The organism is Sphingobium sp. IP1 (assembly GCF_002708645.1).
Taxonomy (GTDB): Bacteria; Pseudomonadota; Alphaproteobacteria; order Sphingomonadales; family Sphingomonadaceae; genus Sphingobium; species Sphingobium yanoikuyae.
The window spans coordinates 20,141-35,763 of sequence record NZ_NOIW01000024.1; the positions used below are offsets into that span (position 1 = coordinate 20,141).

Sequence of the window (15,623 nt, forward strand, 5' to 3'; positions counted from 1 at the left end):
TTGCACTATGGGATACTTTTGGTGCTATTTCTTGGTGGCGCCGGCGAGATAGGCGAGCAGGTTGGCGCGATCGGCCGGGTTGGGCAGGCCGGCAAAGACCATACGGCTGCCGGGGACGGCGGCGCTGGGCTTGGCAAGGAAGCCGTCCAGCGACTTGGCATCCCAGCGGATCTTGGCCTTCTGCATCGCCGGGGAATAAGTGAAGCCGGGGACGGTGCCCGACGTGCGCCCGAACACGCCCGAGAGCGAAGGGCCTAGCTTCTTCACGCCCGGATCGACCGAGTGGCAGACGGCGCAGCGGGCGAAAACCGCCTTGCCCTTGGTCGCATCGCCCGTCTGGGCCAGCGCCGGGGCGGTGGCGGCGACCGCCATAGCGACCATCATCACGCGCGAAACATGCTTCATCGACATCCCGATTCCTCTTTCCTTCTTCTCTGGCCAAAATCTATACCAGTGTGCATAAATAAGCCAATAGCCGTCTGAGTCTGAACGGTGGTTGAAGCGGGAAGGATGCGGAAATGGCCGATGGCGAACCCATGGCGAACCATCGGTTCGGGCCGGGCGGCATGGCGCTGGCGTTGCTGGTGAACATCATGTTCGCGCTCAACGTGATCGCGATGAAGGTGGTGGTGGACGCGACCGCGCCGCTATTGTCGGTGGCGCTGCGGATGGGGACGGTGTTCCTGATCTGTGCGCCGGCGCTGCGTCCGCTGCCGGGCCGGACCGGCTGGCTGATGCTCTATGGCTTCCTCAATGGCGGGCTGTTCCTGCTGCTGCTGAACCTGGCTTTGTTCATGGCGACGAATGTCGGGGCGCTGGCGATTGCCGGGCAACTCAGCGTGCCCTTCTCGCTGCTGCTGGGCGCGCTGCTGCTGGGCGAGCGGCTCAACCGGCGCAAGATTGTCGGCGTGCTGCTCGCCTTTGCCGGGGTCGTGGCGCTGGTGTTCGACCCGCATATATTGGCGGAGGTGCCCGCCGTATTGGTGATGGCCTGCGCGGCGATGGCGTGGGGCGGCGCGACCCTGGTGCAGCGCAAGCTGACCGGGGTGAGCGTGATGAACGGCCAGGCGTGGAACGGGCTGATGGGCGCGGCGGTGCTGGCGCCCTTTGCCCTGATTTTCGAGCGGCCCGCGATTGCGGGGCTGGCCGATGTCGGCTGGGTGCCGACCGGCTGGTTCGCCTTTTCCTGCCTGGGCGCGACGGTGCTGGGGCAGGGGACGCTCGCCTGGCTGCTGCAGCGCTATCCGATCTCGACCATCATGCCGCTGATGCTGGCATCGCCGGTGATGTCGACGGTCTTTGCCTCGCTCTATTTCGGCACGCCGATCACGGTCGGCATGATTGCGGGTGGGACCGTGGCGCTGCTGGGCGTGACGATCATCGCCTTCTCGCCCGACCGCAGGCCGGTCGACTGACAATCAAAAAAATGGGCCGGCGTCGCATGCCTCGACGCCGGCCCAGGGGGCTTCCGAAAGGCGGTGGTCAGACCGCCCGTTCGAAGATGGCGGCCAGGCCCTGACCGCCGCCAATGCACATGGTTTCCAGGCCATAGCGGCCGTCGCGCCGCTGTAGTTCGCGCAGCAGATTGGCGAGGATGCGTCCGCCGGTCGCGCCGATCGGATGGCCGAGCGAAATGCCCGATCCATTGACGTTAAGCTTGTCGCGATCGTCCCAGTTCCAGCCCTTGAGGCAGGCCAGCACCTGCGGCGCAAAGGCTTCGTTGAGTTCGACCAGATCGATGTCGTTCCAGCCAAGGCCATTGCGGGCGAACAGCTTTTCGACCGCCGGCACCGGACCAATGCCCATGCGCGAGGGATCGCAGCCCGCCGCCGCCCAGCTGTGCAGCCAGGCCATGGGTTCAAGGCCCAGTTCTTCCAGCTTGTCCTCCGCGACCACCAGGCAGGCGGCGGCGGCGTCATTCTGCTGGCTGGCATTGCCGGCGGTGACCACGCCGTCCTTCTCGATCGGCTTCAGCAGGGCGAGCGATTCCGGTGTGGCGTCGGCACGAATGCCCTCATCCATGGCGAAGATCAGCGGATCGCCCTTGCGCTGCGGCACGGCGACCGGGACCAGTTCGTCGTCGAACTTGCCGGCGGCCCAGGCCGCGGCGGCGCGCTGATGGCTCATCGCGGCATATTCGTCGCAGGCCTCGCGGCTGATGTCATAATCCTTGGCGAGATTGTTCGCCGTTTCGATCATGCCGCTGATGATGCCATAGCGGGCAATCGGCTGCGACATGACCCGGCCTCGGGTCAGGCGGTCATGGAACTGGGTCGACCCGGAACGGGCGCCCCAGCGATGGTCCATCGAATAATATTCGACATTGGACATGCTCTCGACCCCGCCGGCGACGACGATGTCGGCGGCGCCGGTCTGGATCCGCATGGCCGCGTCGATCACCGCCTGAAGCCCCGAACCGCAGCGCCGGTCGAGCTGGACGCCGGGAATGCTTTCGGGCAGGCCGGCGGCCAGCGCCGACCAGCGGCCGATGCAGGGCGCCTCGCCATTGCCATAGCCCTGGGAGAAGACGACGTCGTCGATCCGTTCGGGATCGATCTTCGTCCGCTCCATCAAGGCCTTGATGATGACCGCGCCCAGATCGCCGGCGCTGAAGGATTTCAGAGAACCGCCATATTTGCCGACGGCGGTGCGGATGGGGGCGACGATGGCGGCTCTGCGCATGCGATGTCCTTTGCGGGAATGGGGAGGATCAGGCGGCCGCTTCGGCCTGGCGGATCATCTGCTTGGCGATGATGGTTTGCTGGATCTGGCTGGTGCCCTCATAGATGCGCAGCAGCCGGACATCGCGATAGAAGCGCTCGACCTTATACTCGGCCATGTAGCCGGCGCCGCCATAGATCTGGACGGCGCGGTCGGCGATCCGGCCGACGGCTTCGGAGGCGTAATATTTGAGCGCGGCGCATTCCAGGCTGACCGGCTCGCCGGCGTCGAACTTGGCGGCGACCGACTGCATCAGTGCTTCGGTGGTCAGCATGTCGACCTTCATGTCGGCAAGCATCGCCTGGACCAGCTGGAAATCGGCGATGCGCTGGCCGAACTGCTTGCGTTCCATCGCATATTGCAGGGTCATGTCGATCAGCCGCTGGCACATGCCGAGCGCGACGGCGGCGATATGGATGCGGCCGCGATCCAGCACCTTCATCGCGGTCTTGAAGCCCCGGCCGGGTACGCCGCCGATGATGTTGGCGGCCGGCACGACGACATCGTCCAGGATCACGTCGGTGGTGATCGACCCCTTCTGCCCCATTTTCTTGTCGGGCTTGCCGAAGCTGATGCCGGGCGTGCCGGCGGGCAGGATGAAGGCGGAGATGCCGGCCGCGCCCTTCACGTCCGGTTCGGTCCGGGCCATCAGGGTGAAGACGCTGGCGCGGGGCGCGTTGGTGATGAAGCGCTTGGTGCCGGTGATGCGGTAAGTGTCGCCATCGCGGATGGCGACGGTGCGCAGCGAACCGGCGTCGGACCCGGCCTCCGGCTCGGTCAGGCCGAAGCTGGCGATCGCTTCACCGGTGGCGAATTTGGGCAGCCATTCGCGTTTCTGTTCCTCGGTCCCGTCCATGACGATGCCCTGGCTGCCGATGCCGACGGTGGTGCCGATGACGGAGCGGAACACGACTGATGCGCGGGTGATCTCGCGTATGATCGCCGCTTCCTCCGCCATGGTGCAGCCGATGCCGCCAAACTCCTCCGGCACGGACAAGCCGAACAGGCCCATGTCGCGCATCTGCTGGATGATGGTTTCCGGCACGGCATCCGCTTCCTCGACGGCGTCCTCGGCCGGGATCAGCTTTTCGCTGACGAAGCGGCGGACGGTGGTGCGGAACAGGTCGAACGTCTCGGCGTCCATGAAAAATCTCCTCTCAATATCCGATGTCGGCGACCATGGCGTCGCTGCCGTTGCAGCGGATCGCACGGCAGCGGCCGGCCGCATCCTCGCGCAGCAATACCGGCTGGCCAGCGAAGACCGGCGCGACCGCGCGGAAGGCGAAGCGGGTCGGGCTGCGGCCACCGCGCCGGGCATGGCCGAACAATCTGGCGGCGGTGAAGGGGCCGTGGATCACCAGGCCGGGATAGCCCTCCTCGCCGGTCGCATAGGGCAGGTCATAATGGATGCGATGGCTGTTGAAGGTGACGGCCGAGAAACGGAACAGGTCGACGCTGCCCGGCGCCCAGTTCACATCGTCGGGGGCGCCATCGAAGGCGGCGGGGACGATCGCGGGCGTCGGCGCGCCGGTGTCGCGATAGACAATGGTCTGCACCTCGCTCACCCGTTCGCGATCGGCCTGGACAATGCTGTGGCCGACCTTCACGAGGACAAGCTCGCCACTGCGGCCGCTCTTGTGGGCGATGTCCAGCACGGTCGAGGTGCGGGTCGCTTCCCAGTCGAGCATCAGGGGCGCGTGGAACTGCATCTCGGCGGCAGCGAACATGCGACGGGGCAGGCTGATCGGCGGCAGGAATCCGCCGCGTTTGGGATGGCCGTCCGGGCCGATCTGGTCGGCGGCGGCCACCGGCAGGAAGAAGGCCCAATGGGCCAGCGAGGGCTGGACCGCCTCGACATCGAGCGGTTCGCCGATGGCGGCGGCAAAGCGGCGCAGCGCTTCCCGGTCGAGCATTTCGGTCCGGCTCTCGGTTCTGCCGACCCATGTCTGCCAATGGGCGATATCGGATGGGGAAAGGGTCATGCGACCAGTCCTTTGTCATGGAGGCGGCCGATCGCGCCGCTGTCGAGGCCCAGCAACTCGCTCAATATCTGGTCGCTATGCTCGCCAAGGCGCGGAGCGGTGCCGACGGCGCCGCGCGGCTCGCTGGCCAGCGTGCCCGCCGGACCGGACGTCGGGTAAGTGAGGCCGCTGGGATGGGCGATCGTCTCGAACAGGGGATTGGCGGTGAACAGCCGTTCGTCCTGTGTCACTGCCTGATGCAGCGACTGATATTCGCCCCAGGTGACGCCGCCCGCGTCGAAAGCGGGTTTCAAGGCATCGCTGCTGCGCGCGGCGAAGGCGGCTTCGAACAGCGGGAAGAGCCGGGCGCGGTGGGTGAAGCGGGCGCCTTCATCCCTGGCGAAAGTTGCGCCGGTTTCGCTTTCGATCGCGGCGATCGCTTCGCCAAGGCCCAGCGTCTTGAGGAGGCCGGTCCATTGGCGCGGGGTGATGGCGACGACGATCAGCCTTTTGCCGTCGGCGGTCAGGAAATCCCGGCCGAAGGCGCCGAACAGGTCATTGCCCATGCGCGGCCGGTCGCCGGCCGACAGCACTTCGGCCACGGAGCCGAGATGCGACAGGGTGGAGGCGGCGAGGTCCGACAGGGGCACGCGGATTTCCGCGCCCTGGCCGGTCGCGCGCCGGCGCAGCAGGGCGGACGTCATGGCAAAGGCGGCATAGGCACCGCCGAGCAGATCCCAAGCCGGCAGGACATGGTTGACCGGGCGGTCATCGTCGGCTGGGCCGGTCATCATCGGCACGCCGGCGGCGGCGTTGATCGTGTAATCGACCGCCGGCGATCCGTCGGCCCAGCCCATCACGCGGACGCTGATGATGTCGGCGCGGCGCGCGGCCAGCGCCTCATGACTGAGGAAGCCCTTCACCGGATAGTTGGTGAGGAACAGGCCGGCATTGTCGCCCGGTGCGGTGGCGATGGCGACCGCCAGTTCGCGCCCTTCGGGCCGGCCCAGATCGATCGCGATCGATTTCTTGCCCTTGTTGAGCCCCTCCCAATAAAGGCTGGCCCCGGAGGGGGCGACCGGCCAGCGACGATAGTCGGGGCCGCCACCGATGGCGTCGAAGCGGATCACCTCCGCCCCCATCTGCGCCAGATGCAGGCCGCAGGACGGGCCGGCGATGAAGGCGGCGCCCTCTACCACGCGTAGGCCCTTGAGCATTTCGTACATGGAATTCCCCCTAGCCCAGCCTGACCATGGTGCGGCCGATATTGGTGCCCGAAAACAGGCCCCAGAAGGCGTCGAGCGCCTTGTCGATGCCGTCATAGACGGTTTCGGCCGAGGCCATCTGGCCGGCCTGGTTCCAGGCGGTCATGCGCTCCAGCATCTCCGCTTCCAGATCCATATGGTCGAGTGCGATATAGCCCTGCATGCGGATGCGCTTGGTCATCAGCATGGTGAGGTTGCGCGGCACGGTGGGCGCGTCGGTCACATTATATTGCGAGATCATGCCGCAGATGGCGAAGCGCGCGAAATCATTGGCGAGCGACAGGGCGGCCTGCAGATGATCGCCGCCGACATTGTCGAAATAGACGTCGATGCCGCTGGCACCGATCGCCTTGACTTCGCGGGCGAGGGCCTTGGTGAGGTTCGGCTCCGCCTTGTAATCGATCGCGGCGTCGACTTTCAGCACATCGCGCAGGAAGGCGGTCTTCTCCGGGCCGCCGGCCGATCCGATCACCTTGCATCCCATGTTGCGGGCGATCTGGCAGGCGATCGATCCGACCGCGCCGGACGCGGCCGACACAAAGACGGTATCGCCCGGCTGTAACTCCGCAATGCGGATGAGGCCGGCATAGGCGGTGAGGCCGGTCATGCCCGCGAAGCAGAGATAGGCCTGGGGCGGCAGTGCCTGGCGATCGCGATGCTGGAGCGCGGTGCCGGGGGCGTTGAACGCCTCACGCCAGCCAAGTCGGGAAAAGACCAGGTCGCCGGGCGCGAAGGCCGGATCGTTGGAGGCGATCACCTCGCCAATGGCCGGTCCTTCCATCGCCGCGTCGAGCGCGAAGGGGGGCACATAGCTCTTGGCGTCGCTCATCCGCCCGCGCATCGCGGGGTCGACCGCCATCCAGAGATTGCGGACCTGGATCTCGCCGGGGCCGGGTGGGGGCAGAGCCTGCTCGACGGTGGCAAAATCCTCCGCCACGGGGGCGCCGACCGGGCGGCGCTTCAACTGTATTTCGCGCGATTTCATGGTCATCGGCCCCTCAATAGCCATTGAGCCGCGCCCAGCGTTCGCGATGCCAGGCGGTGCTGCCATGGCATTGCTCGGCGACGCGGGCGCGCTTCAGGTAAAGGCCGGCATCATGTTCATGGGTCATGCCGATGCCGCCATGCAGCTGCACCATCTGCGAGGATATGCGGTGCAGCGTCTCGCCGGCGGTCGCCTTGGCAAGCGAGGCGAGGGCGGGAAGCGCCGGATCATCGGCATCAATCGCCGCCAGCGCGGTTTCGACCGCCGATCGCGTCAGTTGCAGTTCGCCGAACAGTTCGGCCGCGCGATGCTGTAGCGCCTGGAAGGAGCCGATGATCGCGCCGAACTGGACGCGGGTCTTGAGATAATCGAGCGTGATGTCGAACGCCTGGGTCGCGCTGCCCAGCATTTCGGCGGCCATGCCGATCGCGGCCCGGTCGCGGATCGCGTCGATCAGGTCGGCGGCCTTGCCGACTTCGCCGAGCACATCGTTGACAGCGACATTGACAGCCTCAAGCCGATAGAAGGCCGGGCGACGGGCATCGACCTGATCGAGCGCCTGCCGCTCCAGCCCGGCGCTGTCGGTCGGCATCAGGAACAGGGTCAGGCCATCGCGATCGCCCGGCGCGCCGCTGGTGCGCGCGGCGACGATGGCGAGGTCGGCGATCATGCCGTCCTGTACCGGGCGTTTGGTGCCGGACAGGCTCCAGCCATCGCCCGAGGCTGTGGCCGCCAGCGCGGTGCGCTCGGGGGCATGATGTGGCCCTTCGTCGAGCGCCAGCGTGCCGATCAGCGATCCGTCGGCGATGCCGGGCAGCCAGCGGGCCTGCTGCTCCTGCGTGCCGGCGAGGCGGAGCGCAGACGCAGCGACCAGCGCGGAGCTGATGAGCGGCGAGGCGGCCAGGGTGCGCCCCAGTTCCTCGATCACCAGGCCAAGACTCAGATAGCCGAAATCGGCGCCGCCATGGTCTTCCGGCACGATGATGCCGCACCAGCCCATCTGCGCCATTTCGGCCCAGGCGTCGGCATCATAGCCGTCCGATCCGCTGCGGCCGCCGCCGCCATGATCGTACAGGCCGCGTAGCGCGGTCACGGGCAGGCGGTCGCGCACCCATTGCGACGCCATGTCCTTCAGCATCGTCTGTTCTTCGTTCAGCACCGCCACGGCGCATCCTCCCGCATCCAGTCTTTTCTCTCGTCCTCGCCCATGCTCAGCCCGGCAGGCCCAGCGTGCGCTTGGCGGTGATATTGTTCTGCACCTCGTAGCTGCCGCCGTAGATGGAGAAGGCCTTGCTGTGCAGCCAGGCGCGTGTCGCCTCCTTCTCGGCGTTGCTGTAGGGATCGCCGGCCCAGCCCAGGCCATCGGCGCCCATGATCTCGACCAGCAGCTCGGCCCGTTCCTGGATGATGCCGGACCACAAATTCTTGAGTGCGGACACGCCATGGCTGGGGCCGCCATTCTTGGCTTCGGCGGCGAGCCGGCGGACCGTCGCCATATAGGCTTCATGCCGCATCGCATTGCGCACCAGCCGGGCGCGCAGGTCCGGGCTGTCGATCCGCCCGAGCGCATCCGTGCCCAGATAATCGTGGGCCAGCGGGGCGAGAGGGGTGATGTCGGCCTTCACCTCCGACAGGCTGTTGCGTTCGAACTGCAGCAGCCGCTTGGCAATGGTCCAGCCCTGGTTGACCTCGCCCACCAGATTGCCCTTGGGCACCTTCACATCGTTGAAGAAGACCTCGCAGAAATGGGTCGATCCGCTGATGAGCACGATCGGCCGGGCCTCGATCCCTTCGGATTGCATGTCGACCAGCAGGAAGCTGATGCCGCCCTGCTTGCGCTCGGTATCGGTGCGGACGAGGACGAAACACCAGTCGGCCTGGTCGGCGCCCGATGTCCAGATCTTCTGCCCGCTGACCAGCCAGTGGTCGCCCATGTCGATGCATTTGGTCTGGAGCGCGGCCAGGTCCGATCCCGCGCCGGGTTCGGAAAAGCCCTGGCACCAGCGCCGTTCATGGCTGGCGATGAAGGGCAGATGTTCCAGCTTCTGCGCTTCGTCGCCATATTCCAGCAGCGTCGGGCCAAGCATCATCGTGCCATAGCTGCGGATCGGGTTGAAACCGCCGATCGCGGCCAGTTCCTCGCCGATGATCTTGCCATGCGCTTCGGTCAGGCCGGCGCCGCCATAGCGCGGCGCCCAGGTGGGCACGCCCCAGCCCTTGTCGGTCATGCGCTGGCGCCAGAGCTGATAGTCGGCATTGGCGGCGGCGGCATGGGCGTCGCCCTGGAAGAGGAGACCGGGCACATTGGTCAGCGCCGGCGGAAAATTCGCCTTCAGCCAGGCGCGCGCCTCCTGCCGGAATTCTTCTCTATCGATGGGCTCCATTTCCGCCATCCACTCACATCCCTGTTCTGCTCGAAAGGCGAGCGCGCCGTCCGGGTGTTACCCGTCGGGCTGCTCGCGGCTTTCGGATGGCCGCTTGCGATCCATGACCGATTCCTTAAGTCAATATTGCACAGGTGGCTAGATATATTTTGCACTCAAGGATAATTTTCATCCGCAACGGAAATCGCGAATTTTGCGCAATGTGGCGGAAAAGCGTGGAAATGCGGCGGCGCCCTTGCGCTGTGCGCGGGAAAATATCGTAACGACGATTGTCCGATTGACAGCCGGCGGCGTGCCCATAAACTATACCATAATGCAAAATTGATAAGGCCGGTCCGTCTTGGCGCGAGAACTGGCTACCGCTGCAGGAGAGCGTAGTATGGAAACCATGGCCGCCCGTCCGATCCCGGCGCATGTGCCGCCCGACATGATCGGCAATTTCAGCCTGTTCAGTTCGCCGGGGCTGGAGCCGACCCCCAATGGCGATCCGCAGGCGGCGAGCGCGGTGGTGCATGATGGGCCGCGCATCTTCTATTCGCCGGTCAACACCCGCGACGGCAAGGGCACATGGGTCATCACCCGCGCGCAGGACCAGCGGCGGGTGTTGCAGGATCCCGAAACCTTCTCCAGCCATCGCAGCATCTTTGCCTCGGCGCTGGGCGAGAGCTGGCCGATGATCCCGCTGGAACTGGACCCGCCCGAACATGGCAAGTTCCGCTCGCTGCTCAACCCGCTGCTGTCGCCCAAGCGGGTGATGGCGCTGGAAACGGCGGTGCGCGAAAGGGCGAGCGTGCTGATCGACCGGATCGCGGCGTCGGGCACCAGTTGCGACGTGATGACCGATTTCGCCTTCCCCTTCGCGGTCAATATCTTCCTGCGCTTCCTGGGTCTGTCGGACGATCGGCTCGACGAATTTGTCGGCTGGGCCAATGACCTGCTGCATGGCGACAATGTGAAGCGACCGGCGGCAGCGCGCACGATCGTCGCCTTCATCGACGAATTGTCGGCCGACCGGCGTCGGCAGCCGGTCGATGACTTCATGTCCTTCCTGGTGCAGTCGCGGATCGACGACCGGCCGCTGACCGACATGGAGATCAGGGGCACGGGCGTGCTGCTGTTCATCGCCGGGCTGGACACGGTGGCGGCCGCGATCGGCTTCGACCTAAACTATCTGGCGCGGCATCAGGCGGACCAGCAATGGCTGCGTGACGACCCCAAGCGGATCGTGCTGGCGGCGGAGGAATTGCTGCGCGCCTATCCGACGGTGCAGATGATCCGGGTCGCGACGAAGGACGTGGATTTCGAGGGAGCGCCGATCCGCAAGGGCGATTATGTGTCCTGCGCGACGATGATCGCCAATCGCGATCCGCTGGAATTTGCCGATCCTGCGCGCATCGACCTCGCCCGCGAGGATAATCGCCACACCGCCTTTGCCTATGGTCCGCATCGCTGCCTGGGGTCGCATCTGGCGCGGCGCGAGATCGTGGTGGGGCTGGAGGAATGGCTGAAGCGCATCCCGACCTTCCGCATCAAGTCCGGCACCGCGCCGGTCACCTATGGCGGCCATGTGTTCGGGATCGAAAATCTCATCCTCGACTGGTCGCAGGAGGATGCGGCATGAAGATCATCGTGCATCGCGAGAAATGCCAGGGCCATGCCCGTTGCTGGGCGATGGCGCCCGATATCTTCGAACTGGATGACGAGGGCTATATCATGCCCGGCGACATCGACGTGCCCGAAGAGCAGGAAAGGCTGGCCTGGATGGGCGCCAAATCCTGCCCCGAACGCGCGCTCGACATCCAGAAATGAGAGCCTCCCTGCTGGCCCTTGGTGGCCTTGTTGCGCTGGCATGCGGCCGAGCGACGGCGGCTGAATTGCGCCCGGACCAGATCGCCTTTCGCGATATCTATCGCGAACTGGTGGAGACCGACACCAGCGCCCCGACGGGCAGTTGCACCGTGGCGGCGGGCCGGATGCTCGACCGGCTGCGCAAGGCAGGGTTCGGGCCGGATCGCGCCGAGGTCTTTGTGCCGGACGGGCATGAGAAGGATGGCGGTCTGATCGCCCGGATCGAGGGGAGCGATCCGCGCGCCGCGCCGATGCTGCTGGTCGATCATATCGATGTGGTCGCCGCCCGGCGCGAGGATTGGCCGCGCGATCCGTTCCGCCTGACCGAGGAGAAGGGCTATTTCATCGGGCGCGGGGTGATCGACGACAAGGCGCTGTCGGCGATCTGGATCGACAGCCTGATCCGGATGCAGGCGGCGGGCTTTCGTCCCCGGCGCACGATCAAGGTGGCGCTGACCTGTGGCGAGGAAAGCGGTGACGCGGTGAACGGCGTCGATTGGCTGCTGCGCAACCGGCGCGATGCGGTGCAGGCGGGCTTTGCGCTGAACGAGGGCGGCTATGGCATCAGCGACAAGGATGGCCGGCCGATCGCCCTCTATCTGGCGGTGGGCGAAAAATATGCGCAGAGCTTCACGATCGAGGCGCGCAACAGCGGCGGCCATAGCAGCCGGCCGCGCCCCGACAATGCGATCTATGACCTGGCCGATGCGCTGGCGGCGGTACGGCGGCTGTCATTCCCGATCCAGCTCAATCCGACCAATCGCGGCTATTTCACCCGCATGGGGCCGATCGTCGGCGGCGCGATGGGGCAGGCGATGCAGCGGCTGGGGCAGGGGCAGGACGACGCCGCGACGGTCGCGACGGTGACGGGCGACGTTACCTATAATGCGATGCTGCGCACCACCTGTGTCGCGACGCAGGTGGAGGCGGGCCATGCCGAAAATGCCCTGCCGCAGCGGGCGCGGGCGACGATCCAGTGCCGCCCGTTTCCCGGCGACAGGGTGGAGGATGTCGAGGCGCGGCTGCGCGCGGCGCTGCCGTCCGGCATTGCCCTGACGCGCAAGGGCGACAAGGGCGCACCGGCCGTGCCCCCGCCGCTCGACCCCCGGATCATGGGGCTGGCCGAAGCGCTGGCACGGCGCCATTTCCCCGGCATTCCGGTGGTGCCCAACCTGCTGACCGCTGGCACCGATGGCCGCTATCTGAGCGCGGCGGGCATTCCGACCTATGGCGTGCCTGGCATCATCCTCGATCCCGACGGCAATGGCGCCCATGGCGTGGACGAGCGCATCCGGGTGAAGAGCGTCTATGACGGGCGCGATTATCTCTATGCGCTGATCCGCGCCTATGCCGAGGGGCGCTGACCGGCCCCCGGTTGGCGGCGCTCAGGTGCGGATCCACACGCCCTTGGTCTGGAGATAGGCGTCGATATGTTCGGCGCCGCCCTCCCGGCCATAGCCGCTCATCTTGTAGCCGCCGAACGGGACCGACGGGTCCATGGCGAAATAATGGTTCACCCAGATGGAGCCGGCGCGGATGCGCCTGACCGCCGTCATGGCCTTGCCGATGTCGCGGGTCCACACCCCGCCGGCCAGGCCGAAACGGGTCGCGTTGGCGCGGCCGATCACCTCGTCCAGGCTGTCGAAGGGCAGGATGCTGGAGACGGGTCCGAAAATTTCCTCGCGGGCGATCCGCATCTCGTCGGTCACATCGGCGAAGATGGTCGGGGCGACCCAATGGCCCTTGTCGAGCGCGCCGCCGGTGACGCGATGGCCGCCGGTGACGAGCCGGGCGCCCTCCTGCGGGCCAAGGTCGAGATAGGAGGAGACGCGGGCGAACTGCTTGGCCGACACCAGCGGGCCGATCACGGTTTCGGGGTCGAGGCTGGGGCCGATCTTGAGATTGGCGGCGAAGGCGGCGATGCGCTGCACCATCTCCTCATAGACTGGCCGTTCGACGAACAGCCGGGTGCCGGCGGCGCAGACCTGGCCTGAATTGTTGAACACGCCCATCGCGGCGGCCGGGGTGGCGGCGTCGAGATCAGCGTCCGCAAAGATGATGTTGGGTGACTTGCCGCCCAGTTCCATCGTCACCTTCTTCACCGACCCGGCCGAGGCGGCGATGATCCGCTGGCCGGTCTCGCACGAGCCGGTGAAGGCGATCTTGTCGACGTCGGGATGGGCGGAAAGGGCGGCGCCGGTCTCGCCCGCGCCGGTGACGACATTGACGACGCCGGGCGGCACGCCGGCCTCCAGGCAGAGTTCGGCAAAGCGCAGCGGGCTGAGCGAGGCATCCTCCGCCGGCTTCAGCACGATGGTGCAGCCGGTGGCGAGCACCGGGCCTATCTTCCAGGCGGCGCTGAACAGCGGGCCATTCCAGGGGATGATCGCGCCAACGACGCCGACCGGTTCCTTCAACGTGTAGGAGAGAAGATCGACCGGGAAGCTGTTGGACAAAGTCTCGCCATGGATGGCGGTCGCGGCGCCGGCGAAATGGCGCAGCGATCGTTGCAACATGCCGCGCAGCCCCATGGCTGCGGTGATCGGCCGGCCCATCTCGATCACGTCGAGCAGGGCGAGATCCTGGAACTCGGCATCAACCAGATCGGCGAGGCGCAGCAGCACCGCCTGGCGCTCGGCCGGCTTGAAGCGGCTCCATGGCCCTTCAAAGGCGGCGCGGGCGGCGCGCACGGCGCGGTCGACATCCTCGGCGCCGGCCAGCGCGAGTTCGGCGACCAGTTCGCCGGTGGAGGCGCTGAAGCTCTGGAATGTCTTGCCCGACAGCGCGTCGACATGCTGGCCGTCGATCAGCAACTGCTTGGGCTTGCCGTCGATAAAGGCGGGGCGGCGGGTTTCGATCATCTTTATGTCCTTTCGGAAACAGCCGGTCAGACCGGCTCCCCTTCATGGGCGCGGCGCATCGAGGCGCGGCCGAGGGCGAAGAGAAGGGCGGCGGGCAGCAGCACGCAGAAGACGCTGGTGATGAGCGAGAGGCCTACCTTCATCTCGTCGCCCCACAATTTGTCGGTGACGAGGCCGATGAAGGCCGGGCCACCGGCCATGGCGATGAGGCCGGATGCCAGCACATAGAGCGCCGAGACGCGACCACGCAGATAGGCGGGGGTGACGACCTGGACGGTGGCCGGCCCCATGCTGGCGGTCGAGAGGATCAGGGCCATGAAGCACCAGTAACAGGCGACCGTCGCCCAGGGGCTGGCGACCAGGAAGGCGGCGATGCCGAACGGGGCGGCGGCCAGCACCGTCATCAGGCACCAGAAGAGATGCGCGTCCTTACGACCCCGGCGATAGAGGCGGTCGACGGTCCAGCCATGGAGCGGGATCAGCGCGGCGGCAGCGATCTGGGCGATGCCGATCACCGGGCCGATCTGCGCCGGCTGCCAGCCATGGACGCGGGCAAGATAGACCGGGGTCCAGAGCTGGAAGCCGATGGTGGCGGCATAGGCGAGGCCGAAACCGACGAAGGCGGCGGTGTAGAGCGGCTTGTGCTGGCGGATATAGGCCCATGCCTCGCCATAGCCGGCGCTGCTGGCGGCCTTGCGCCGGGGCGGCTCACGGAACAGGAAGACGAGGAAGGCGAGCAGGATGCCGGGCGCGCCGGTCATGATGAACACCTGCTGCCAGGGCTGGAGCGTGCCGAAGAGCGGCCATGTGGCAGGGCCGGCCTTCATCGCCGCGCCGACGATCGGGCCGCCCAGCAGGAAGACCATGCCCGCGCCCATGACGCCGCCCATGATGAAGACCGACATGGCGAGCGAGACACGGTGCGGCGGGAAGCTGTCGCCGACGACCGAATAGCTGCCGGTGCCAAAGCCCGACTCGCCCGCGCCCACCCCGGCCCGCGCCATGGCAAGGCCGATGAAGCTGCCGGCGAGACCGCAGGAGGCAGCGGCGATGCTCCACACCGTGACCGACAGATAGAGGACGATGCGGCGGCTGAAGCGGTCGAGCGCCATGCCGAGCGGAATGGCGCACAGGCAAAAGAGGACGGCGAAGGCCGGCCCCTGGAGCAGGCTGATCTGCAGGTCGGACAGGCCCAGATCCTGTTTGATCGGGCCGACCATCAGCGCCATGATGTTCCGGTCGGTCAGCGACAATATATAGAGCAGGAACAGGATCGCGACCGTGAGCCAGCCCATGAAGGGACTGGGATAGTCGGCGGTGGCCGGGGCAGGGGACGGCGGCGCGGGGCTGTCGATCGGCGCGGAGGGTGACGGCGAAGCTGACAGGGACAAGGCAGGTTCGCTCATCGCCGGAACGCCCTGATTATCACCGATTCTCTGTTGCGCAGGCTCGACACCGACCTTCTCCATGCTGATCGCCGTGCCTGGTCCGCGGAGCGGCACGATCTGTTGCCGGCATAACGCACATTTTTGCACCATAGGTCAATATATGATGCGCCGCTTTTCGCGGCTTTATCCCCTGTCCCTAATAAGAAGGCC

Annotated in this window: 14 protein-coding genes; 4 read left to right on the plus strand and 10 right to left on the minus strand. The window is 66.5% G+C overall.

Annotated features, from left to right (window positions below):
* Nucleotides 1-24: 24 nt before the first annotated feature.
* On the minus strand, nucleotides 25-411 hold the full coding sequence (locus tag CG471_RS10765) for a cytochrome c family protein (protein WP_099231872.1): 387 nt from the start codon (nucleotides 409-411) through the stop codon (nucleotides 25-27).
* A gap of 107 nt (nucleotides 412-518) precedes the next feature.
* On the opposite strand from CG471_RS10765, the gene CG471_RS10770 reads away from it, so the two are divergent.
* Nucleotides 519-1,415 carry a DMT family transporter gene (locus tag CG471_RS10770; protein ID WP_099231873.1) on the plus strand — a complete coding sequence of 299 codons (897 nt, stop codon included), beginning with the start codon at nucleotides 519-521 and terminating at the stop codon, nucleotides 1,413-1,415.
* 67 nt (nucleotides 1,416-1,482) lie between these two features.
* Here the strand turns inward: CG471_RS10770 and CG471_RS10775 are convergent, their stop codons facing one another.
* The 7 genes from CG471_RS10775 to CG471_RS10805 are packed head-to-tail and all read right to left on the minus strand — an operon-like array spanning nucleotide 1,483 to nucleotide 9,325.
* Nucleotides 1,483-2,682: an acetyl-CoA C-acetyltransferase gene (locus CG471_RS10775; RefSeq protein ID WP_099231874.1), complete on the minus strand. Its 1,200-nt coding sequence runs from the start codon at nucleotides 2,680-2,682 to the stop codon at nucleotides 1,483-1,485.
* Between the two features lie 28 nt (nucleotides 2,683-2,710).
* Nucleotides 2,711-3,865 carry an acyl-CoA dehydrogenase family protein gene (locus tag CG471_RS10780; protein WP_099231875.1) on the minus strand — a complete coding sequence of 385 codons (1,155 nt, stop codon included), beginning with the start codon at nucleotides 3,863-3,865 and terminating at the stop codon, nucleotides 2,711-2,713.
* Between the two features lie 13 nt (nucleotides 3,866-3,878).
* On the minus strand, nucleotides 3,879-4,703 hold the full coding sequence (locus CG471_RS10785) for a MaoC family dehydratase N-terminal domain-containing protein (protein WP_099231876.1): 825 nt from the start codon (nucleotides 4,701-4,703) through the stop codon (nucleotides 3,879-3,881).
* Nucleotides 4,700-5,908 (minus strand): CoA transferase, encoded by a 1,209-nt coding sequence (locus CG471_RS10790; RefSeq protein WP_099231877.1) that lies wholly within the window; start codon nucleotides 5,906-5,908, stop codon nucleotides 4,700-4,702. The genes CG471_RS10785 and CG471_RS10790 overlap by 4 nt, the downstream gene beginning before the upstream one ends.
* A 10-nt stretch (nucleotides 5,909-5,918) precedes the next feature.
* Nucleotides 5,919-6,938: an NADP-dependent oxidoreductase gene (locus CG471_RS10795; protein WP_099231878.1), complete on the minus strand. Its 1,020-nt coding sequence runs from the start codon at nucleotides 6,936-6,938 to the stop codon at nucleotides 5,919-5,921.
* A gap of 7 nt (nucleotides 6,939-6,945) precedes the next feature.
* A complete protein-coding gene (locus tag CG471_RS10800; protein WP_099231879.1) occupies nucleotides 6,946-8,097 on the minus strand; it encodes an acyl-CoA dehydrogenase family protein in 1,152 nt (383 codons plus the stop codon).
* A 46-nt stretch (nucleotides 8,098-8,143) separates the two neighbouring features.
* Nucleotides 8,144-9,325 (minus strand): acyl-CoA dehydrogenase family protein, encoded by a 1,182-nt coding sequence (locus tag CG471_RS10805; protein WP_099231880.1) that lies wholly within the window; start codon nucleotides 9,323-9,325, stop codon nucleotides 8,144-8,146.
* Nucleotides 9,326-9,695: 370 nt separating this feature from the next.
* On the opposite strand from CG471_RS10805, the gene CG471_RS10810 reads away from it, so the two are divergent.
* The 3 genes from CG471_RS10810 to CG471_RS10820 are packed head-to-tail and all read left to right on the plus strand — an operon-like array spanning nucleotide 9,696 to nucleotide 12,528.
* Nucleotides 9,696-10,937, plus strand: a complete 1,242-nt coding sequence (locus CG471_RS10810; RefSeq protein WP_048936597.1) for a cytochrome P450 — start codon at nucleotides 9,696-9,698, stop codon at nucleotides 10,935-10,937.
* Nucleotides 10,934-11,125: a ferredoxin gene (locus CG471_RS10815; RefSeq protein ID WP_004212347.1), complete on the plus strand. Its 192-nt coding sequence runs from the start codon at nucleotides 10,934-10,936 to the stop codon at nucleotides 11,123-11,125. Before CG471_RS10810 ends, CG471_RS10815 begins: the two co-directional genes overlap by 4 nt.
* Nucleotides 11,122-12,528 carry a M20/M25/M40 family metallo-hydrolase gene (locus tag CG471_RS10820; protein ID WP_099231881.1) on the plus strand — a complete coding sequence of 469 codons (1,407 nt, stop codon included), beginning with the start codon at nucleotides 11,122-11,124 and terminating at the stop codon, nucleotides 12,526-12,528. The genes CG471_RS10815 and CG471_RS10820 overlap by 4 nt, the downstream gene beginning before the upstream one ends.
* A gap of 21 nt (nucleotides 12,529-12,549) precedes the next feature.
* Here CG471_RS10820 and CG471_RS10825 read toward each other — a convergent pair whose 3' ends face one another.
* Nucleotides 12,550-14,025, minus strand: coding sequence for an aldehyde dehydrogenase (locus CG471_RS10825; RefSeq protein WP_099231882.1), 1,476 nt, complete (start codon nucleotides 14,023-14,025; stop codon nucleotides 12,550-12,552).
* A 26-nt stretch (nucleotides 14,026-14,051) separates the two neighbouring features.
* Complete coding sequence (locus CG471_RS10830) at nucleotides 14,052-15,431, minus strand: MFS transporter (RefSeq protein WP_099231902.1); 1,380 nt, start codon at nucleotides 15,429-15,431, stop codon at nucleotides 14,052-14,054.
* Nucleotides 15,432-15,623: the final 192 nt, after the last annotated feature.